Source organism: Binatus sp. (SeqCode) (genome assembly GCF_050013435.1).
Classification (GTDB): domain Bacteria; phylum Desulfobacterota; class Binatia; order Binatales; family Binataceae; genus Binatus.
The window spans coordinates 50,208-71,272 of sequence record NZ_JBEKFG010000001.1; the positions used below are offsets into that span (position 1 = coordinate 50,208).

Below are 21,065 nucleotides of genomic sequence, written 5' to 3' on the forward strand. Positions count from 1 at the left end.
CCGCCTGTTATTTCACGGGAGGCGTCACGGACACGCGGTGGCCGGCTGCAACGCGGCTGGTAGGTGAGGGTTCTGCGACCGCATCACAAAAGCGAGCGGCCGCATGGCGGGGCGCGCGGGAGTTCGCCGGGATCGTAGGTGGAACGCGCCGGGCACAGCCGCACGAGCCGAGCTTCCGGTAGACAACGCCTGCGTGGTAGGTTGCAGGCTGCCCCGTCAATAGGGGGCAGCCCCTTTTTTCAGGAGCTGGCATGCCACTGTACATGGATGTTCATAACCTCCAGGGAGTAACCGCGGAGCAGATTGACCAGGCGCACGTCGCCGACCTCAAGGAGCAGGGGAAGTACGGCGTCAAGTATCTCAAGTACTGGTTCAACGAGAGCCACGGCAAGGCTTTCTGCCTGGTCGATGCGCCCAGTGCGGAGGCGGCGCAGTTAGTGCACCGCGAAGCGCACGGCCAGGTCGCAGAGAGAATTATCGAGGCCGATCCCGAGCTGGTAGAGGCATTTGTCGGCGGAGGAGAAACGAGTCCGTCAGGAGCGGTCCTCGTCCCTGGTGGCGCCGGCATCGAGCGAGACTCTGCCATCCGGACCATTCTCTTCACCGATATCGTCGGCTCGACGAATGAAGCCTTGGGAGACGATGCGGGCATGGCCCTGCTAGACGTCCACAACACGATCGTCCGCGACGCTCTGGCCGCGGCAGACGGCCGCGAGGTCAAGCATACCGGCGACGGCATCATGGCGTCCTTCGTGTCGGCGGCGGCGGCGGTTCACTCCGCAACCCGGATTCAGCGCGCCCTCGCCAAGCATCGGGAGGAGCACACAGAGCATCCACTCAAGGTTCGGATCGGCGCCGCGGCAGGCGAGCCCGTCGAGCGTGAGCACGATCTCTTCGGCGCGACGGTGCAACTGGCCGCGCGGCTTTGCGCCCACGCCGAGCCCGATCAAATTCTGGTGTCGAACGTGGTTGCCGAGTTGTGCGTCGGAAAGGGCCTGCCCTTCAATGACCTGGGAGAGGTTTTGCTAAAAGGTTTCAGTCACCCGATCCGGGTTCAAGCTGTCGAATGGTCCGGCGCAGCATAGGACTCTGCGGCAACCCCATAGAATCCTACAACTATGGGATTTGAATTGGCGACGATCTCCCCGCAGCGAATCGAGACGTTCAGGTGAGTCTAACTACCGTCTCCGGCCCAGATTTCCTTGAGTGAGCGATCGGGACAAGAGCTGCTATGGCTTGATGTTCTGGTTTAGGTGGAACAAGTTGCCGGGGTCGTACTTTCTCTTGATCGACACCAGCCGGGTGTAGTTGTCCTTGTAGTTATCCCTGATGCGGCCCTGGTCGTCACCGGCCATGAAGTTGACGTATCCACCGGCCAGCGAGTGGGGCTCCAGCGCCTTGTAATAGTCCTTCACCCACTTGATGTTCTTCTGGTTGTCGGCGGGATCGGGCCACATGCCGGCGATCGTTGTCGCGAACTTGGCGTCGCGGTAGGCGAACGCGGTCGCATCGGAGGGAACACGGTTACAGGCGCCGTTGATCGGATAGATGTGCATAGTCGAATTCACAACCGGCACCTTCGGCCCGAACTGGGCGTGTGCCGCAATCGCACCGTCCGTTAGCTCGGTCGCGAAAGAGGACTTCCAATAGTGCTGCAGGCCCGGCGGGAGTAGCGGGTCGAACAAGCTGTTCATCGCATAGAAGGGCATCGGTGCAACCATCTCGGCCACGGCCTGCGCAGGCTTTCGGAACGCCGCCATCTGGTTCTTGCCGTCCTTGAGTGCGCCGGCCCAGCAGGCCACGATCGCACAGAAGGTCTTGCCGTGCTCCTTCTTGGGGATGAAAGGCAGCGGCGGCGCGATCTGAAACGCCGGGAAGAGTCCCATCTGCTCCGGCGCTGTCGCCACGTAGTCGCGGTAGAAGCTGAGCACGTCACGCGCCTTGTCGACTGGATAGAAGAAGAGGCCCGCGACGACGTCCTTGACCGGGTGCAGCTGGAATTCGAACGATGTCACAACGCCGAAGTTGCCGCCGCCACCGCGCAGCGCCCAGAACAGGTCTTCATTCTCCCTGGCGCTGGCGACGACGAATCGCCCATCGGCGGTGACGACGTCCGCGGACAGCAGGTTGTCGAGCGAGAGACCAAAGGCTCGCGACAGGTAGCCGATTCCGCCGCCCAGTGTGAGGCCGGCGATCCCGGTGCTCGCGATGATCCCGCCGGTGGTCGCCAGTCCGAAGGCGTAGGTGGCGTGGTAGAAGTCGCCCCAGGTGCAACCGCCCTCGGCTCGCGCCGTCTGCTGGCGGGGATCGACGCGAATGCCATTCATCCTGCCCAGGTCGATTACGACGCCGGCGTCGCAGGTGCCGAAGCCGGGTACGCTGTGCGAACCACCTCGCACCGCTAGATCGAGTCCATTGTCGCGGGCGTAGTCGATGCCCGCCATCACGTCCTCGACGTCGACGGCCCTCACGATGACCGACGGGCGCCGGTCGATCATCCCGTTGTAGACCTTGCGCGCCTCTTCGTACTCCGCGTCACTTGTCGTTATCACCTGACCACGAGCGCGCGCTCGCAACATATCGACCGTCGGCTTTCCCATTGCGATAACTCCTTGCGCGGGTGAATCGAGCCAACAATGCCACCAAGACACAGTTACCTCAAGGAGTGGCGGACTGATTGCCGCAAGCAGGCCCGGCGGGGCGGATGATAGGTGGAGCAAAGGCGGCTAGAACCTTGCGGACATAAGCCATTCGGTCTATACGGCGGGTTGGAAGCGGAGAGTTAAAACGGAAATTGTGGCTCAGTCACGAAAAATTGTGACTCAAGCACGAAGATGACCGGGGCAATCCCGCAGTGGCGAGCTCATCCGCCGTTGCGGCTGCGCGCGCTCAATGCGGCCGGCCGCACCGCGCAGAGATTGGGCTTCGGGCGCGCGCCGCTCGATGCGGCGTCGCTGATCGAGGCCGCACGTGAGGCGACCGGGCTGGAAGACTTCGGTCCCGACCGCTTCCGCATCGGTCTGCGCACGCTGATCGAGTCTCTGGAACACGAAAGTCGCCTCAGCCCGATGGGACGCGTCGGGGCCCGACGCGAGTTCGTGGGCCATCTGGTCAACCGGCTGCGCGTGCTGGACTATCGCAAACGCCATCCGGAAGTGGCGGCGGAAGAGATCCGCAGGCCGCTGTTCGTCATGGGGATGGCGCGTACCGGGACCACGCATCTGTTCGGGATGCTCGCGCAAGACCCGGCGAATCGCGCGCCCCAGACCTGGGAGGTATCCAATCCCTGTCCGCCGCCCGAGACGGCCACCTACGACAGCGACCCGCGCATCGAGGAGGCCGAGCGGCGCTTCGGATCGATGAAGCGGGCGATCCCCGGTTTCGACGCGATTCATCCAGTGAGCGCACGGCTTCCGCAAGAGTGCCTCATGATCCACGCGATGGACTTCCACAGCATGCTGTTCGAGGCAATGTACAACGTTCCGTCCTACGAGCGCTGGCTGGAGCTTCAGGACATGCGGCCGACGTATCGGTTACAACGCGATTTTCTTCAGCATCTGCAGTCGCGCTGTCCGGGGGAGCGATGGGTGCTCAAGTCGCCGGCCCATCTGATGACGCTCGACGCACTGCTCGACGTGTATCCCGACGCGATCATCGTTCAGACGCATCGCGACCCGCTCGAGGTGATCGGCTCGGCCGCCAGCCTTCACTGCACGCTGCGTTCCGCCTCGTGCGACGGAATCGATCCGCACGACGTGGGACGAGACCAACTCGACTTCTGGTCGCGTCATCTGGACCGTGCGATCGCGATCAGGGACGGCAGCGCGGACCAGGCGAGCCGGTTCTTCGACGTCCAATTCGAAGACCTGCTCTCGGATCCGCTGGGATGCGTCCGGCGCATCTACTCGCACTTTGGGATGGATCTGACGGACGAGGCGCAGGCGCGGATGGGCAAGTTCATGGCGGAAAACGGGCGCGAGAAGCATGGCGTGCATCGCTACCGGCTGGAGATGTTCGGGATTGACGCTGCAGAAGCATCCGATCGTTTTGCCGCCTATTGCCGGCGTTTCGCCGTCAAGCGCCGAACCGGGCTCGGCGGATAACGAGCAGACCCCTGACCCACGATCGACGCGCTCGCGCGCCGAGGACTTCGTGCGAGCGGTGTGGCTTGCCAAGACCGCCTGATTGCTTGAGTATAGAGCAACTTTTTCCGCGGGATTGGCGCAATGGAGCGAAACCTCCACGCATACAGCTTAATCAAGACGCTATTTGTTCTAATCGCGCTCGCGACCGCCGCGTGTCATCGCGAAGTTGCTTTGCCGCCGTTGCCGCTTAGCAATATCACGCTGACCGACAAGTTTTTCGATGTATGGCCGACCAGCCCGACGCGCGCGTTTGTCGTCGGCGATCGGGGCAAGGTGCTGTTGACCGAGGACGGCGGCCGTCATTTCAAGCGGATCGACATCGGCACCCAGCTGGGTGTCTTCGGAATCCAGATGACCGACGATCGCAACGGTTACCTGTGCGGGCAGGACGGCCTGGTGATGCGCACGCGCGACGGCGGCAAGAGCTGGGAGCGTCTGAACTCGCGAACCAACCTGTTCATTTTCGGCCTGTCGTTTCCCGACGCGCTGCATGGCTTCTTTGTTGGCGACCGCGCGCTGGTGCTGAGCACGACCAACGGTGGCGAGAGTTTTACCAAGCGCCAGTTGCAGCGGCTCTTTCCGCAGGAGCTGTCCGACTACGCGCTGCCGTACGAGGAGCCGGTGCTTTACAGCGCGAGTTTCCTCGACGTCGATCACGGATGGGTGGTTGGCGAGCTCGGGCGGATCTGGGCGACCGAAAATGGCGGCAAGAGCTGGCAGGAGCAGCAGCAACCACTGGTGGCGCAATGGAAGCGTCCGCTCGGACCCGGCGACGATGCGCGCTTCGCGGATTTTATACTGCCGACTTTGTTCAGCGTCTCGTTCCGCGATCAAAAACATGGCGCGGCGTGCGGACTGGAGGGATGGGTGGTGGAGACCGACGACGGCGGCAAGAGTTGGCGGTTTGCCCATCAGGCGGACAAGCCGGGCGCGGCGCCTGACACGCTGGTTCCGGGAGCGGCGCAGATTCCGGCGCGCGATCCGCTGTTCTCGATCGATCTGTTTGCCGGCGACCAGGGAATCACCACCGGACTGACGGGCACCGTGCTTCGCCTTCAGCCCAACGGCGCATGGGCGCACGATCCGAGCGTGCCTGCGATTCCGTTCCCGTTCAGCCAGGTGCGGTTCTTCGACGCGCAGCACGGATGGATCGTCGGCTACGGCACCATCCTTTACACCGAGGACGGCGGCAAGACCTGGCGCCAGTGCCGGGGTTGAACGCGAACGCGCGAGTGCGGGGAATCCGGAGAACCCAATGACCTGGTATCGGTTTGGCGAATGGATTCTGCGCTGGCGCTTCATCGTGCTGGCCCTGGTCGGCGTGCTCACCGCATTCTTCGGCTACTTCGCGGCGCAAACCCAGCTGGTTACCAGCTTCGGCGAACTGCTCCCGCAGAACCATCCGTTCATCCAGGTCGCGCACAAGTACGACCAGTACTTCGGCAGCGTCAACAACGTCACGATCATGATCGAGGCGAAAGAGGGGACGATCTACACCCCCGCGATCATCGGCAAAATAGTCCAGATGACGCGCGACATGGATGTGGTTTACGGCATCCAGCACGGCTCGGTGCGCTCGGTCGCGACTTCCAGCTATTTCCGCCCGCTGGCCGGCGGCGTGATTCTCAACACCCCGGTGCTGCCCAACGGCGACATTCCCAAGACCGCCGGCGAGCTGGATGAACTCGAGAGCAACGTCCACAAAAATCCCGGCGTGATCTTCGGCCGTTTCGTTTCGCTCGACGACAAGGCGGCGGTGATCGAAGGCAGCTTCCTCGAAACGCGACTCGACTACACGCGCATCTTCGACGAGATTCGGCGAAACGTGGTCGAGCCGGAGCGCGACGAGTCGGTGCATATTTACTACGGCGGACAGCCGATCCTTTACGGATGGGTGTATCACTACACGCCGGAATTTCTCTGGATCTTCGTCGCCACGGTGCTCGCGGTCTGGATGCTGCTCTATCTTTATTTCAGCGATTGGCGCGGTGCGCTGCGGCCGACGATTTCCGGCGTAATTTGCGCCATCTGGGGGCTCGGCTTCATCCGGCTGCTCGGTTTCGGACTCGATCCGCTGGTGCTTGTCATTCCGTTCCTGATAACCGCGCGCGCCGTCAGCCATTCAGTGCAAATGCACGATCGGTACTACGAAGAGTTTTACCGTCTGCGCGACAAGGAAAGGGCTATCCTGTCGTCGTTTTCCGAGCTGTTCGTTCCTTCGCTGTCGGGTATTTTGGCCGATGCGTTCGGCGTGCTCATCATCCTGCTCGTGCCGGTTCTGTTTCTGCAGAGGCTCGCGATCACCGCGAGCTTCTGGATCGCCGCGATCATCGTGAGCGAGCTGATACTCAATCCGATCGTGTACTACTACCTCGACCCGCCGCGCATCGAGGTGATCGAGCGCCGCGAGCATGGCTGGTTCAAACGATTGCTGCAGTCAATCGCCAAACCGATGCTGGAAAGGTCGGGCCGCATCACCACCTTCGCCGCCACGATCGTGGTGATTGTGCTGTGCGCGTTTTTCTGGACCGGACTCAAAGTCGGCGACCCGTCGTCGGAATCGCCGATTCTGTGGCCCAACTCGCCGTATAACCGTTCGATGGCCGCCATCCAGAGCGAGTTTGGGGCGATCGAGCAGTTCGTGGTTGTCGCGGAGCTTGCCCGGCGCGATTCGCTCAACGATCCCAAGCTGTACCACGTCATGGACGAGTATGAGCGCTACATGGAGCGCGATCCGGCGGTTGGGCGCACATTCTCGGTTGCCGATCTGCTGTCGAACGGAGGCTCCGCGCTCAGGGAATTCCAGCCCAAGTGGAATGTGCTGCCGACCACCACGCGCGGCACCGGACAGCTGCTCGGCGGATTGCTGGCCGGCGCGTCTCCGCTGTCGACCGCCTACATCATCACGCCACGGCGCGACGCCACCCAGATTACGGTGTATTCCAAGGATCGCGAGGGCGAAAACGTCCAACGAATCGTGTTGCGCAGCCAGCGATTCTTCGACGAGCCCAGGCATCACGTGCCCGGCGTGACGTTTTCTCTCGCCGCCGGAATAATCGGCGAACTCGCCGCCGCCAACCAGGAAATCATCGACAATGATCTTCTACTCAACGTACTCGCGTTCGCCACTATCTACATAATAATACTCATAACCTATCGCTCGTTCATGGCGGGACTCTATTTGCTATTCCCGCTGGCGCTCGCCAACGCCGCGATCAATGCCTTCATGGGCGCGCATGACATCGGTATCAACATTAATACTCTGCCGGTAGTCACTGTCGGCGTCGGGTTTGGAATTGACTATTCCATCTACATAGTAAGCCGGATTATCGAAGGACTGGCGCTGGGCGGCGATCTCAAGGGCAGTACCTATACTGCCTTGATCACCTCGGGGAAGGCCGTCGCATTCACCGCACTGACGCTGGTCGCGTCGGTTCTGTTCTGGTACTGGTCGAGCATCCGCTTCGACGCCGAGATGGGGCTGCTGCTGGCGGTCTGGATGTTCGTTTCGATGCTTGGCGCCATGACCATTCTGCCCGTCTTGATCGTGACTTTCGATCCCGCCTTCATCCGCCGCGAGAAGGAACGCACGATCGCATCGAGGCGCCCCGACCTGGAAAGCCGCACGCTGGCCGCATTTTCCTGATGATCGACTCTCATGAAAAATCCAATTCGGTGGCCGCGATGAAACTCGTGGTTCATCATCAATGAACTCGGGCCCGATCATCCGCGCGGAAGAACTGCGCAAGCGCTACGGCCAGCGCGTGGCGCTCGACGGTGTATCGTTTACCGTCAACGCCGGCGAGATCGTCGGCCTGCTCGGTCCCAACCGCGCCGGCAAGACCACCACGCTCTCGATTCTGTCGGGCGTGATCGCTCCGGACTCGGGCCGCGCTTCGATTGCCTCTTACGATCTCGCCGCCGCGCCGCGCCTGGCGCGCCGTAGCCTGGGCCTGGTTCCGCAATCGCTCGCGCTTTACCCCACGCTCACCGCGCTTGAAAACCTGGTGTTCTTTGGACGGATACAGGGGATGGCCGCGCATGAGGCTTTGAGCCGCGCGCGCAGTTTGCTCGAGGAAGTCGGGCTGAGCGATCGCACTGACGATGTGGTAAACGAATTTTCCGGTGGCATGATGCGCCGGCTGAACATCGCGTGCGGAATGGTGCACTCTCCGGCGGCGATCATGCTCGACGAGCCAACCGTCGGTGTCGATCCGCAATCGCGTGGGCGGATCTTCGCGGTGGTCGAGGCGGCCAAGCAAGCAGGCGGCGCGATCCTCTACAGCACGCACTATATGGAAGAAGCGGAACGGCTATGCGACCGAATCGTGCTGATCGATCACGGGAAAATAGTTGCACAGGGCACCGACCGGGAACTGATCGCATTGGCGGGGACGGAACCGCGAATCGATATCACGACCAAAAGAGCGCTGCCGCCCGGATGGTCCGGCGGGATCACGGGCGTGGGCGAGCTGCCGTGGGAGGGCCTCGACGGCTTGGGGGCTGCGGCCACGCTGCGCACGCTCGACCAGGTGCCCGACGTGATTCGCCGGGCCGCCGAGATTGGCGGCGAGGTCGTCGAGTTCCGCGTCCATCGCCCCAATCTCCAGGACGCTTTCCTGAAACTCACCGGCCGCGCGCTTCGCGATACGCCATGAACATGATGCGCGCCACCACCAACGGACGGGTTGCATGAGGCGATGATGCTGCGCGCGGTGTGGCTGACTATCGGCAAGGAATTCCTGCTCATCCGGCGCGACCGCGTCGGCTTGTTCATGCTGCTGATTGCGCCAATCGCGGTAATCGCTGCCGCCGGTTTTTCGCTGGCGAAGATTTACGGCGGCCGAACCGCTCCGCGCGGCGAATATTCGGTGGCCATTCTCGACGAAGACCACGGCGCTGTCGCGCGCGCGATCCTCGACGCAATTGCGCATCGGCCCGAGCTCTCGGTGATTCATTGTTCGACCCGCCGCGAGGCTCAGCAGACTGTCCGCGAGCAAAAATTGGCGGTGGTCGGAATAGTCATTGCTCCCGGAACCACCGATGCGATCGAACATGGCCACGGCGCGCAGCTCATTCTTTATACCGATCCGGTCAAGTACCTGCAGACCACAAATATCGAGCTGACGCTTGCGGAGTTGTGCCGGCAAATCAGCGCCGGCGCCGCCGCCCAGGCGCAGGCGCAAGCCGCCGAACAAGCTCGCAACTTGACCCGTCAGCTCGAGCAAGCGCGCGAGTCCGCCGAGCAAGCGCGCGCCGAAGCCGCTCGCCTCGGCGCCTCGGCCGCCGCATCGCGCGCCGCGCTCGCGGCGCGGATTCGCGCGCAGCTCGAGACTGCTTTGACCAACGCGCGCGATCAAACCAGGGGCGCGCTCGACGCCGAATTGAATCGGATTCAGCGCAAGATCGACGCCGACGCCGCCGCGCAGCAGGCGAAACTCGATGAGCTTAAGGATTATTTGAAGCGCCTCGAGATCGCGCACGGCCAGTTCGAGACATGGTTCGGCAAACTCCAGCAACTCGCCGGCAGCCACGCCGCCGACATCCCGCCGCCGCCGGCCATCCCGACTCTGCCGGCCGATCTGAATCTCAGCGCGATCAAGCTCGAACCCGGCGCGGATTTCAAGGACGTCCGGACCAGGCTTGAAGGCGCGCTCACGATTGCGCCGATCGATCTTAATCTGCCCGAGCTGCCGGCGATGCCAAAAATCCCGGCGGTCAACATTCCGGTCCTGCCTCGAATCGATTCGAGCCTCGCGATTCCCGGCACGCTCGGATACGTCGAGGTCGATTTGACCGGCAGGGAAAACGGCGCGGTGGCGGGATTCAATGCATTCGATCTCCAGGTGCCGGGCTTCGCCGTGACCTTTCTCTTAATCGGTATGTTGATGGGGGTGTCGCTGGCGCTGATCAACGAGCACGATTGGGGCACGCTCAAGCGTCTGCGCTCGGCGTCGGCGCCGCTGTGGACTACGCTCATCGGAAAGTTGCTGGCCCGCTTCGTGGTCGGCTTCGTCCAGATGGCGGTGCTGTTCGCCGCCGGATACGCGCTGTTCGGGATTTCGCTCGGGCGCACGCCGGCCGCGCTGATGATGCCCGCGGCGGCGATCGCTTTCGCAGGCGCGGCGTTCGGATTGATCGTCGCCGGAGTGGGGCGGACGCGCGACGCGATTCTGCCGGTGGGTGCAATTGTGATCATGACGATGGCGGCGGTCGGCGGATGTTGGTGGCCGATCGATTTGGAACCCGCCTGGATGCAGCAGGTCGCGCTGGCGCTGCCAACCACGTGGGCGATGCGTGCCTTCAATGATTTGATGATCCGCAACCTCGCCGCGTCGAGCGCGCTGGTTCCGGCCGCTGTCAACTTCGGATTCGGGATCATCTACACTGTTGCAGGCGTCGCAATCGCGCGCCGGCGTTTCGGCTGATCGCGCAACAATGGAGCGCTTGCCAATTGAAAAAATTTGCAAATGAATCTCGCGCCTTCCTGACGCGCACGCTGATTGCGATCGCCGGCGCAGTCGTGCTGATTGTTTTCGAACCGTGCGCCGCCAGCGCAGCCGCGATGCGATTCAAGATCGACGTTGACCGCAGCACGGTAAGCGTGTCGGTCGCGGAGCCGGCCGCCTTCATCCGCGGCAGCGCGACCGGGACGTTTCGCATAATCGACGGCGCGGTGAGCGGCGATCCCGCCAACATCCCGGGCACCGCGAAGGTGCGGATACTGATTGACGCATCCAGCTATCGCAGCGACCATGTGTCGCGCGATCGAGCTGTCACCGAACAATCGCTCGAGGCGGACAAATTTCCCACCATCGGATTCGAGAGCAACAGCGTCGTCGGCGTCGTGATGGGCGGTCACAACGAAGGCACCGCGATAGTGACCGGCTTCCTTACCCTTCACGGCGAAGCGCATGCCATGACCATGTCTGTCCACGCGGCGCTCGACGCGAACGGCGTCTTCAGTGGCGACGGCGAAGTGAAGTTCAATTACGAAGATTTCGGCGTCAAGGTCCCCGGCGTTTTGTTTGGCGCGATTCTGGCCGGCGATGAGGCGACGGTTCGCTTTCACATCGTAGCGGTGAATGCCGCAACGCCGGCTCGGGACGCCTCGCCCGCCGCTGCGACTGCGCCTTAGCAGTAATCTCCGTTTGTCCCCGCGGCCATCCATCAACTACAAGCTTGAGCATGGTGGAATTAGCGATTGCTCCGCGCGGCGCAAAACTTCCGGCCGCGGTAACTGAGTTGGCATCGGCGATCGAAGCCGACGGCGGTGCGGCGCTCGCCGCCTATCAAGAGCCGATTGGCGATCACTGGCATCTGTTCGCGATGCTTCCGATTGCGAAAGTGGAGGCGACGCCGTATCAACGCGACCTCTCGCCGGCGCACCTCAAGCGAATGATCGAAGTGATGAAGAAGCTCGATCGTTTTACCGAGCCGATCGTCGCCGTTCACTCCGCCGGCACTTACTGGACTCCCAATGGCAACCATCGCCGCGCCGCCGCGGTGAAATCCGGCGCCAAAATGATTCCTGCGATCGTGATACCGGACCCCGAGGTCGCCTTTCAGATCCTCGCGCTCAACACCGAGAAAGCGCACAACCTGCGCGACAAGGCGCTCGAGGTAATTCGGATGTATCGCGCGCGTCTCGAGGAGCGGCCCAAATCCGCCGAGAAGGACTTCGCCTTCGAGTTCGAGCGTGCGCATTACATCACGCTCGGCCTGCTTTATGAAAAGAAACCCAGGTTTTCGGGTGGTGTTTACGCGCCCCTGCTCAGCCGCGTGGACGGATTCCTGACCAAACCGCTCAAGGATGCGATTGACGATCGCGAGGAGCGCGCAGCCCAGGTCGAGCGCGCCGACGAATTGGCGGTTGAACTGGTGGCCGCGGGCAAGCAGCGCGCCCTGATGCATCCTTATCTGAAGAACTTTATCGTCGCGCGATCCAATCCGCTCACGCGTGCGCGAAAAAATCTTCCGACCTGCAAGGCGGCGCTGGCAAGTCTGATCAAGGCGCTCGAGGAATTCGATCTGGGCAAAATCCACTTCGGGCAGATTCGCGATGCGGCCCAAATCGCTGCCGCCACCTCGGTCGCCGACCCCGGCTGAGCTGTCAGAGGTTTGGTTTCGCCGCCCACAATCCGGAGAACGTATGCTGAGTAACATTGAAGCCGACGATTTTCCATACTCCGTCCAATTTTACGAGTGAGATCTTGATCTCCGCCGGGCCGCGGTCGAATTCGGCCTGCGCCACGTAAATGGCGGTGATGGTCCTTCCGCGGGGCCAATTTAAATCGATGTTCGCCTCGCCTTTCGATCCGTCGTACTTTTTCAGCGGACCGAGTGATCGAAGCACTCCCATCATTAAATGCAGATCTGCTGGATCTTTCACCGTAGCCATGAATTGAGGACTGGCACGGTCGGTAAGGTCCTTTTCGTTCCACTGGGACGTGATTGCGACGATTGCAGCGTCCGCGTACGTCTTGCTCTCCTTGTCGAGCCCGCGTCCCGTGTACGCGATAATTGAGACGAGGATTATCAGGAGAAGGAAGACGGCGACGCACAAGCCTCCAAATATCTTTAATACTTTTTTCAAGGAGGGTGACTATTAGCTATCTGGTCTGCATGATGAGATCCAGTAGCACACCTCCGCGGCCGCTTCACTCCAGACCAGGTGTTCGGTAGCCACGAGCGGGCGGCACTATGGCCGTCAATCTCAAGATGTTAGGGTTTCCAGCGTACCGGGAATTCTCAGTAGCGAGAGAGGAAAAGGAGCCTGGGGCGTCAATATGTCATTCAACGAATATGCCTCCTTCGACGGCCTGACCCTGGGCCGCATGGTGCGAGAGCGCAAGATCACCCCGGCTGAACTGATGGACGCGGCGATTGCGCGCGCGGAAAAACACAACGCGAAGCTCAATGCGATCGTTTTCAAGGATTACGATCGCGCGCGCGCCGTGGCGCGTGCGCACGCGGCCGGTGATGCGCCGTTCGCGGGCGTGCCGCTGCTGCTCAAAGACATCCTGGGCGACTGCGCCGGGATGCCGACGCGCTCGGCGTGCGCGTTCTTTCCGGCCACGCCGATGCCGGCGGACTCGGAGCTGGTGGCCCGCTACAAGCGCGCGGGCTTCATCCCGTTCGCCAAGACCAACGCGCCCGAATTGGGAATTCCCCCTGTGACCGAGTCGCGTCTTTACGGGCCGGCGCACAACCCGTGGAACCTCGAGCGTACGCCGGGCGGATCCAGCGGCGGCTCAGCCGCGGCGGTCGCGGCAGGGATCGTGCCGGTCGCTCACGGCAACGACGGCGGCGGCTCGATTCGAATCCCGGCGGCGTGCTGCGGATTGGTCGGACTCAAGCCGACGCGTGGGCGTATCTCGCTCGCGCCGAATCTTGGCGACATTCTGGGCGGCCTCGTGAACGAGCATGTGTTGAGCAGAACCGTCCGCGACAGCGCGGCTGCACTCGACGCGACCGCGGGTCCGATGCCTGGCGATCCATACTTTCCGCCGCTGCCCATCCGGCCCTATCTGCAGGAAGCGTCGACGCCGCCCAAGCGGCTCCGAATCGGGTTCTCGACCGTGAATCCTCTGGGCGGCGCCATTCATCCGGATTGCATCGAGGCGACCCAGCGAGCGGCGAAGCTGTGCGCGGAACTCGGACACGAGGTCGAAGAAGCGGCGCCGCAAATCAATTACCAGATGCTCGCGCAGCTCTTCGAAACCGTCTATTTGGCGGGAGTGGCGCTCTCCATCGAGGCGGCGCGCATGCTGACCGGCGCCGAGCCGGCGCCCGACAAGTTCGAGACCTTCACGTGGAACCTGTACGAACGCGGGAGGCAGATAACGGCGCCGCAATATCTGATTGCGCAGGCGCTGCTCCAACAGGCCGCGCGTCAGTTTGCCGCGTTCTTCGAATCACACGATCTGTTCCTGACGCCCACTTTGGGCCAGCCGCCGCTGCGGATCGGCACTATCGATTTCATGAGTCCGGCCACGACGCTGCTTGACGAAAAGATTGCGGGCTTCGCGATTCCCTGCCCCGTGTACAACATCACCGGGCAACCGGCGATCTCGCTCCCGCTCCATTGGAATCGCGAGGGCTTGCCAATCGGAACGATGTTCGGTGGGCGCTACGGCGACGAAGCGACGCTGATCCAGATCGCGGGCCAGCTCGAACAGGCGCAGCCGTGGATCGGTCGCAAGCCGCCGGTTTGGGATTGATGTTCAGCTACGCGCGAGGCCGGGGAACACGGCGGCAGCTCTCGGAGGACTAACGATGAAGCTGGAACACGAATTCACTTACGTCGCGACACTCAAGCCGCCGGTGCAAATCGGCGCGGGCCCGTTCGGAACGCGGAACTTTTTCGAAGTCACCGGCGGGACGGTCGAAGGCAAACGGCTGAAAGGTAAAATTATAACCGGTGGCGGCGATTGGCTGCTGATCGGACCGGATGGATTCGGGCGCCTCGACGTGCGCGCCCAGTTCCTCACCGACGACGGCGCCTCTCTGTATGTGCACTACACCGGACTGCTCGAAATGAACCAGAAGGTCTCCGACGCGCTCGCCAAAGGCGCGAGCACCGATTACGGCGACCAGTATTTCCGCACTACGCCTCGGTTCGAGACCGGCGACCCGCGTTATGCGTGGCTCAACCAGAGCATCTTCGTCGCGGAAGGGCGGGTGGGACCCGGCCAGGTCGAGTACAAGGTGTACCGCGTGGCCTGACTACGAACGTCCAGTCTGATGCGGTCGCAAACATCTGACGCCTTGAATTTACGATCCGAACTCGGAACCAGGATGGAGCTTCCCGCCGAGATGGTGCGCGCATCGCGAAAGATTCATCGAGCGATTCTCGCCGCCGCCGCATCCGTGCTTTTGTTCGGCGCGTCCAAGCCGGTTGTGGCGGCGACGATACCGGCCGCCTGTTCCGCCTCCGAATCGAGCGGCGAATATTGCGTAGGCGCATCCAGGCGCGAGATTACGCCGGCCTCGCCGGTCTATCTTGGGGGCTACGGTTTCGGTCCAGTCCGGCGATCGACCGGAGTCAGGAGTCCCATCTACGCGCGTGCAATCGCGATCTCGCGCGGCGAAGGGACCGTGGTCTTCTGCGCGATCGATACGCAAGGGCATTTTCTCGCCTACCAGGGGAACGACGCGCCGTATGGCGCGGCAGACATCCGCCGGCGCGTGTCGAAAGACGCAGGCATTCCCGAGCGCGCCATAATCGTTGCCAGCACGCACGATCATTCAGGACCTGACGACATTGGAGTATGGGGCGGCGTGCCACCGGAATACTTGAAGCTCGTCGCCGATCAGACGGTCGCCGCAATCGAATCTGCTCTGCGCGACGAACGGCCGGCGTCGCTGTACTCCGGGCAAATCAATACCGCGCCGTCCCATCTCCTGAGAAGCATCGTCCCCGGCTATCCGCTCGACACGAAGCTGCGCGTGCTGTTTGCCAAAAGTTCCGACGGCGCGCCGTTTGCGACGCTGATCAACTTCAGCGCGCATGTCACCGCGCTCGGCAAGGACAACACGCTGATCTCGCCCGATTGGCCCACTACGGCTGTGGAAGCTGTCGAGAAGGGCCATCCCGATTCGACGGCACTCGTGATGGTCGCCTCGGTCGGCCGCACCCAGCCTGACCTGAAGGCGATCGGAACGCGCGGGCCGTCGGCAGCCGAAAGCTTCGGTGCAACGGTTGCCAAGCTCGCCTTCGTAGCCGAGGCGCTCGCGGTGAAAATCGACGGCCCGATCGCGACCGCCGAAACCATCCTCGAAGAGCCGGCCGACAATCCTGTGCTGACGAGTCTGATGACCAACGGAAGGGCCGGTGTCGACCGCGTGATGCGCTCGAACCGTGAACCCTTTATGGCGGCCGACAAAGGCAAAATACGCACAGTGGTGGGCTCGGTGCGAATCGGCACGCTCTTCTTCGCTGCGGTGCCGGGCGAGTCCTTTCCCGAAACCCAAATCGCGATGGAAGCGCGCGTGACCGCGCAAGGGCATTACCTCTTCTCGCTTGCCGAGGATCAGCTCGGCTACGATCCGCCACCCTACGAGGTGGGCATGGTCGATTTCGAAAGCCCGCTCGACGAGGGACTGTTCATCATCAATGCTAACTTCGGCACCGACGTGACGCGCACCCTGCTTGCCCAAGCGCGCGAACTCGGCTTCCCCGTTTCCGACACACACTACACCGGTGATGAGAGCCGGGAAGCACGCGGCCTGGCCGATTCAATCGAGGGGACGGTCGGCAGCGTCGAGGAAACGATCGTCAGGCCGCTTATCCTGCTGACACTGTGGCTGGGGTACGACCGCTTCCATTAGACGGACGCGCATCGATAGATGATGAACTCAAGTGATGATCCCAGCGGGGTTGACAAGCAGTTCGGCAGCGGCCGATTCTGCGCGCATCTCCGAGAGGCAGTGACATGAGTATTTTGCAAGAGGCGTTCGTCCCCGACGAGCGCACCATCTTCGGCTGGATCGAGACCGTCTTTGCCCGCGGCGTGCGGCGACCCGGCTATCCGGCCGATCGATGGACCGAGAATTTTTGCCTTGAGCGGTTCCGCCAACTCGGACTGGAGAACGTCCGGCTCGAGCCCGTGCGGCTGCCTTACTGGGAGCCGCTCGAGTCGGTGTTGATCGTGCGTGCGGATGGCCGCGAGTCGCGCATCTCCTGTTTCTCCCTGCCGCATTCGGCGACCACCGACGGTGACGGTCTCGACGCAGCGCTCGTCCAGTGGCGCGACGACACGCCAGCCGCCGTCAAGGGCGCGCTCGCGCTGGTGGACGTGCCGCTGATGCGTGGCCCGGCGGATCTTGCGCTGATGCTCGCAGGGGCAGTGACCAGAGAAACAGATACCAACTGGCGCCGCTACGATCCGGGCGGCACGCTTGCCGGAGCCATCCAGGTGCTGCCCTTCAGTTCTCACTTGATGGCGGTTATGGACGCATCGATCGCGGCAGGGGCGAGCGGATTCGTCGGGGTGTTGAGCGATTACCCCGGCGACTCGCACCGGTACTACGTACCCTACGACGGCGTGGCGCGCGCGATCCCCGGAGTCTGGATCAGCGGGATCGACGGCGCACGGCTGCGCCGGATGTGCGACGCGGGTCGCGTGCAGGTCACGCTGGTCAGCCGCGCAATCCGCCACGACATCACCAGCTATAATGTCGTTGGCGAACTGCCGGGCGCCGATGACGACAGCGTGATTGTCGGCTCGCATCATGACGGCCCGTGGGCGTCTGCCGTCGAGGACGCGTCAGGCGTAGCGATGGTCCTGGCGCAGGTCAGTTACTGGTCGCGCATCGCGCCCGCCGATCGCCCGCATCGCCTGGTCTTTCTCCTCAACGCGGGGCACATGGCCGGCGGCGCCGGTGTACACGCGTTCATCGAGCGGCACAAGGCGGAACTGGCTCGCGTGGTGCTCGAAGTCCATCTCGAGCACGCCGCCGCCGAGATAGTCGAGCGCGACGGTGGCCTGGCACCCTCCGGGCATCCCGAGCCGCGATGGTGGTTCACGAGCAGGCTCGCGCCGGTCGAGGCAATCGTGCGCGAGGCGATCGTCGCCGAGCATCTCGAGCGCTCGATGATCCTGCCGCCCGAGGTCTTCGGCCCATCGCCAACCACCGACGGCGGTCCCTTTCATCTTGCCGGCGTGCCGCTGGTCAACTTCCTCACCGCGCCCTTTTACCTGTTCGACGCTATCGACACGCTCGACAAGATTCACCGGCCGAGCCTGGTGCCCGTGACCCGTGCCGCAATCCGTATCGTCGGGGCGACGCATGGGATGAGCGCGGGCAGGCAGGGCAGGGGGTGACCCCTGCACCCAATGTTAAGGCCGCGCTCCGTTGTCGCGCGCGGCCTCTGCCGGGGGCGCGCCGTGTTTTCCTTTCTTAATACCGTCCTCCCGTGCCAACGGGTCTTAATACTGGCCAGCCGTGCCAACGGCCAGGGCTCAGCCCTGCTCGCGTCGATAACGCGGCGCAACTAGACTTGGCGCATGCTGGCGTTCACGTCATGAGCACCGATCGCGCCCACGTTGCCGCCAATACCGACCGCTTCTCGGGCTTCGCCGAACTCTACGACAAGTACCGGCCGCGACCGCCTGAAGTCATCGTGGATCTCCTGACGCAGTTGGCCGCAAAGGATCGCCCCGTGGTCGTCGATCTCGGCAGCGGCAGCGGCCTTTCGAGCCTCATCTGGACGCGACGGGCAGCCGAGGTCGTCGGCGTCGAGCCGAACGCCGACATGCGCGCGCAGGCTGATGAGCGCCGCGGGGCAGACTCCAGCGCCGGCGCGGTCAGGTTCATCGAGGGGCTCTCGACCGCGACCGGCCTTCCCGACCGTTACGCCGACATCGTGACCTGCTCGCAGTCTCTGCACTGGATGGAGCCGATCGGCACGTTGGCCGAGGTCGCACGCATTTTGCGCGACGGCGGCGTGTTCGCCGCTTACGACTGCGACTGGCCTCCGACGCTCAATGCCGAAGCCGAACAGGCCTACGACGCATGCCGGGCAAAGGCCGAGGCGATCGAGCGCTCGCGGCGTCTCGCGCCCGACGTGCTCAAGTGGAACAAGGGCGGGCATCTGGAAAGGATCAGGCAGAGCGGGCGGTTCCGCTACGTCAAGGAGGTCGTGCTTCATCACGTCGAGAATGGAGGCGCCCAGCGGCTGGTCGGGCTCGCGCTCAGCCAGGGCGAGATCGCCTCGCTGCTCAAGCACGGCATCGGCGAGGATGAGATCGGGATCACGGCGTTGCGCGAGGCGGCGCGCCACGCGCTCGGCGACGCGATCGTGCCGTGGTTCTGGAGCTACCGCCTCAGGATCGGCATCAAATAGCAGGGGTGACCCCTGCACCGCAGGGCTGAGCCCTGGACCCACCGTTAAGGCCGCGCTCCGTTGTCGCGCGCGGTCTCTTAATACTGGTCAGCCGTGCCAGCGGGGCCAGGAGGTGAGGTTGCCCCGGATGTGTGGACACTCGGGTTATGGGGAAAGAGACGGAATGCAAAATGAAATGAGCAATGTTTTAAGCCTCAACGTTTGGAAAGTTCGACAGCCAAAACATCCCGCTCTGCCTACAACTTTTTGCGGGCATAGTTCCTGCTCCCTATCCGGGTGGAGGCTACCAAACCAAACAAGCCCGTATGAAGAGAATAGAAGCAGTAGTCGTGCGCTCGGCCCTGGACGACTTCCACCGATGCGCCAGACGGCTCGGAATTTTCGGATTCGACTTATCTGAGGAGCATCCCAAGCTCCCGTATCACCAACGACTCGCCACCGCCATCGAGTGCGCTCCCGATACCCCGTCGAGGTTCAAAATAGATTTCGCGGTCCTCGACGAAGAGACTAAGCCCACCATTCACGCCGTTCTCGAATCCGTCCATCCCGAAAGCATCGGAATTTTCAAATTTGATCAGGACACCCGGCCGGAAACACCTGCCCGGCGCATCTCACTCCTAAAGATTAGCAGCTTGCCTTAGGCGACACGGCCGGCGAGGTTGGCCTCCCCACCACGACAGAAGAGGTCGTGCTGCCGGCAGAGCTTGCGCGTATATTGAACCCGCGATGATCAGCCTGCACGAAATCGTTATCGTCTCGATGCTGGGACTACTGACGACGTCCTCGTCAATCCTGGGCGCTGCGCTGGGTCTGTATGTCCCAATCTCCAAGCGCACGATGGCTTGCGTGCTGGCCTTTGCTGCCGGCGCCCTCATCAGCGCGTTGGCGATAGAATTGGCGTTCGAAGGCGCCCAGGAACTGCATCAGCAGGGTTTCAACGCCAATGCGTCAACGGCTTTCATCGGCAGCGGCTTCGCGCTGGGCGCAGTCATCTACTATTTCACGGCTTTGTTCCTCGACCAGAAGGGGGCGGCGATACGCTACCCGACGCGATTTCGCGAATATGCGCTGGGACAGAAGCAGAAGGATGCGAAGGAGACAATTGAGCTGCTGTCGAAATGCGATCTGCTGCGCCATCTGCCGCCCGAAGAGGTCGAACGAATCCTGCCCTGCGTCCGCACCCGCCATCTCGACGGCGGTGAGATTCTCTTCAATGCCGGCGATGCAGGAGACGCGCTTTACATCGTGGCGCGAGGCAAGGTCGACGTGTTGTCGGCTGGCGATCATCGCAACGGCGGACACGTCAGCGGAGAAAAGCTCGCGGAACTGGGCGAAGGTCAGGCATTCGGCGAGATGGCCCTGCTCAGTGGAGAGCCGCGTACTGCGACGATTCAATCAGCCGCCCAAACGGACCTGTTGGAAATCGGCCGGGAGGACTTCGATCGTCTGCTTTTGAACGACCGTCAGTTGGCGACCGCGGTGGAACGGCTCAGCCACCAACGGGCGCTCAAGAATCTGAGTTCCGGCGCCGGTAATCCTTCGCGGTGGGCCAAGGTGGCGGCCAGCAATCTCGAGCATCTGAGCAGGAGTGAAGCGGAAAAGATCCTGGTCGAGGCCGGCCATGGCGCGGGGATGGCAATCGTTCTCGGAAACATTCTGGATACGATTCCCGGATGTTTGGTGATCGGTGCGAAGTTCGCCGGCTTGGCGACTTTGTCGATCACACTCATCATGGGGATGTTCGTGGGTGGAATCCCGGAGGCGGCGGCAAGCGCTTCGATGCTCAAGCGGGCAGGCTATAGCCCGGTTGCGATTTTTGCCTTATGGTCGGCCGTTCTTGTGGCGGGAATCGTGGCGGCGGCGGCCGGAAAGATATTCGTCGGTTCCGGATCTCACGTGGCGATTTTCTCTCAGGCGGTAGCCGGAGGCGCGGTGCTTGCACTGGTTGCGCATGCGATGATTCCGGAAGCCATCCATGAGGGGGGATCGTTGGTTGTGCTGCCGACGGTCGCGGGCTTTCTGTTCGCGTTGTGGCTGGCGCTGGCTCAGTCGTTCGCTTGATTCAACGC

The 21,065-nt window shown here is 62.6% G+C and carries 16 protein-coding genes; 14 read left to right on the top strand and 2 right to left on the bottom strand.

Annotated features, from left to right (window positions below; genetic code table 11):
• The first annotated feature begins 251 nt into the window (after positions 1–251).
• On the top strand, positions 252–1,085 hold the full coding sequence (locus ABSB13_RS00235; protein ID WP_428104411.1) for a nickel-binding protein: 834 nt from the start codon (positions 252–254) through the stop codon (positions 1,083–1,085).
• Between the two features lie 144 nt (positions 1,086–1,229).
• Here the strand turns inward: ABSB13_RS00235 and ABSB13_RS00240 are convergent, their stop codons facing one another.
• Complete coding sequence (locus tag ABSB13_RS00240; RefSeq protein WP_428104413.1) at positions 1,230–2,600, bottom strand: FAD-binding oxidoreductase; 1,371 nt, start codon at positions 2,598–2,600, stop codon at positions 1,230–1,232.
• Between the two features lie 234 nt (positions 2,601–2,834).
• Between ABSB13_RS00240 and ABSB13_RS00245 the strand changes: the two genes are divergently transcribed.
• From ABSB13_RS00245 to ABSB13_RS00275, 7 genes are all read left to right on the top strand, one after another.
• Positions 2,835–4,103: a sulfotransferase family protein gene (locus ABSB13_RS00245; protein ID WP_428104414.1), complete on the top strand. Its 1,269-nt coding sequence runs from the start codon at positions 2,835–2,837 to the stop codon at positions 4,101–4,103.
• Positions 4,104–4,226: 123 nt separating this feature from the next.
• A complete protein-coding gene (locus ABSB13_RS00250; RefSeq protein ID WP_428104416.1) occupies positions 4,227–5,363 on the top strand; it encodes a WD40/YVTN/BNR-like repeat-containing protein in 1,137 nt (378 codons plus the stop codon).
• A 37-nt stretch (positions 5,364–5,400) separates the two neighbouring features.
• Positions 5,401–7,791, top strand: coding sequence for an efflux RND transporter permease subunit (locus ABSB13_RS00255; protein ID WP_428104418.1), 2,391 nt, complete (start codon positions 5,401–5,403; stop codon positions 7,789–7,791).
• A 61-nt stretch (positions 7,792–7,852) separates the two neighbouring features.
• On the top strand, positions 7,853–8,803 hold the full coding sequence (locus ABSB13_RS00260) for an ABC transporter ATP-binding protein (RefSeq protein WP_428104420.1): 951 nt from the start codon (positions 7,853–7,855) through the stop codon (positions 8,801–8,803).
• 42 nt (positions 8,804–8,845) lie between these two features.
• Positions 8,846–10,573, top strand: coding sequence for an ABC transporter permease (locus ABSB13_RS00265; protein WP_428104422.1), 1,728 nt, complete (start codon positions 8,846–8,848; stop codon positions 10,571–10,573).
• Positions 10,574–10,599: 26 nt separating this feature from the next.
• Positions 10,600–11,283 carry a YceI family protein gene (locus ABSB13_RS00270; protein WP_428104424.1) on the top strand — a complete coding sequence of 228 codons (684 nt, stop codon included), beginning with the start codon at positions 10,600–10,602 and terminating at the stop codon, positions 11,281–11,283.
• A 50-nt stretch (positions 11,284–11,333) separates the two neighbouring features.
• Entirely contained in the window at positions 11,334–12,254 is a 921-nt protein-coding gene (locus ABSB13_RS00275) for a ParB N-terminal domain-containing protein (protein WP_428104426.1), read from the top strand.
• Positions 12,255–12,258: 4 nt separating this feature from the next.
• Here the strand turns inward: ABSB13_RS00275 and ABSB13_RS00280 are convergent, their stop codons facing one another.
• Complete coding sequence (locus tag ABSB13_RS00280) at positions 12,259–12,741, bottom strand: hypothetical protein (protein WP_428104428.1); 483 nt, start codon at positions 12,739–12,741, stop codon at positions 12,259–12,261.
• A 193-nt stretch (positions 12,742–12,934) separates the two neighbouring features.
• Here ABSB13_RS00280 and ABSB13_RS00285 point away from each other — a divergent pair, with 193 nt between their 5' ends.
• The 6 genes from ABSB13_RS00285 to ABSB13_RS00310 all read left to right on the top strand — a co-directional run bounded on the left by ABSB13_RS00285 (position 12,935) and on the right by ABSB13_RS00310 (position 21,057).
• On the top strand, positions 12,935–14,368 hold the full coding sequence (locus ABSB13_RS00285; protein WP_428104430.1) for an amidase: 1,434 nt from the start codon (positions 12,935–12,937) through the stop codon (positions 14,366–14,368).
• Between the two features lie 55 nt (positions 14,369–14,423).
• Entirely contained in the window at positions 14,424–14,873 is a 450-nt protein-coding gene (locus tag ABSB13_RS00290) for a DUF3237 domain-containing protein (protein WP_428104432.1), read from the top strand.
• Positions 14,874–14,915: 42 nt separating this feature from the next.
• Complete coding sequence (locus ABSB13_RS00295) at positions 14,916–16,478, top strand: hypothetical protein (protein ID WP_428104434.1); 1,563 nt, start codon at positions 14,916–14,918, stop codon at positions 16,476–16,478.
• 104 nt (positions 16,479–16,582) lie between these two features.
• Positions 16,583–17,974 carry a M28 family peptidase gene (locus ABSB13_RS00300; protein ID WP_428104436.1) on the top strand — a complete coding sequence of 464 codons (1,392 nt, stop codon included), beginning with the start codon at positions 16,583–16,585 and terminating at the stop codon, positions 17,972–17,974.
• A gap of 200 nt (positions 17,975–18,174) precedes the next feature.
• The gene (locus tag ABSB13_RS00305) at positions 18,175–18,996 is read left to right on the top strand and encodes a class I SAM-dependent methyltransferase (RefSeq protein WP_428104438.1); all 822 of its coding nucleotides are present in this window, start codon (positions 18,175–18,177) and stop codon (positions 18,994–18,996) included.
• 726 nt (positions 18,997–19,722) lie between these two features.
• Complete coding sequence (locus tag ABSB13_RS00310) at positions 19,723–21,057, top strand: cyclic nucleotide-binding domain-containing protein (protein ID WP_428104440.1); 1,335 nt, start codon at positions 19,723–19,725, stop codon at positions 21,055–21,057.
• The last annotated feature ends 8 nt before the right edge of the window (positions 21,058–21,065 follow it).

Bases quoted from the DNA above. Each gene is read 5' to 3' on its own strand.
- ABSB13_RS00235 (WP_428104411.1), top strand. From the start codon at position 252: ATGCCACTGTACATGGATGTTCATAACCTCCAGGGAGTAACCGCGGAG.
- ABSB13_RS00240 (WP_428104413.1), bottom strand. From the start codon at position 2,600: ATGGGAAAGCCGACGGTCGATATGTTGCGAGCGCGCGCTCGTGGTCAG.
- ABSB13_RS00245 (WP_428104414.1), top strand. From the start codon at position 2,835: ATGACCGGGGCAATCCCGCAGTGGCGAGCTCATCCGCCGTTGCGGCTG.
- ABSB13_RS00250 (WP_428104416.1), top strand. From the start codon at position 4,227: ATGGAGCGAAACCTCCACGCATACAGCTTAATCAAGACGCTATTTGTT.
- ABSB13_RS00255 (WP_428104418.1), top strand. From the start codon at position 5,401: ATGACCTGGTATCGGTTTGGCGAATGGATTCTGCGCTGGCGCTTCATC.
- ABSB13_RS00260 (WP_428104420.1), top strand. From the start codon at position 7,853: ATGAACTCGGGCCCGATCATCCGCGCGGAAGAACTGCGCAAGCGCTAC.
- ABSB13_RS00265 (WP_428104422.1), top strand. From the start codon at position 8,846: ATGATGCTGCGCGCGGTGTGGCTGACTATCGGCAAGGAATTCCTGCTC.
- ABSB13_RS00275 (WP_428104426.1), top strand. From the start codon at position 11,334: ATGGTGGAATTAGCGATTGCTCCGCGCGGCGCAAAACTTCCGGCCGCG.
- ABSB13_RS00285 (WP_428104430.1), top strand. From the start codon at position 12,935: ATGTCATTCAACGAATATGCCTCCTTCGACGGCCTGACCCTGGGCCGC.
- ABSB13_RS00290 (WP_428104432.1), top strand. From the start codon at position 14,424: ATGAAGCTGGAACACGAATTCACTTACGTCGCGACACTCAAGCCGCCG.
- ABSB13_RS00300 (WP_428104436.1), top strand. From the start codon at position 16,583: ATGAGTATTTTGCAAGAGGCGTTCGTCCCCGACGAGCGCACCATCTTC.
- ABSB13_RS00305 (WP_428104438.1), top strand. From the start codon at position 18,175: ATGAGCACCGATCGCGCCCACGTTGCCGCCAATACCGACCGCTTCTCG.
- ABSB13_RS00310 (WP_428104440.1), top strand. From the start codon at position 19,723: ATGATCAGCCTGCACGAAATCGTTATCGTCTCGATGCTGGGACTACTG.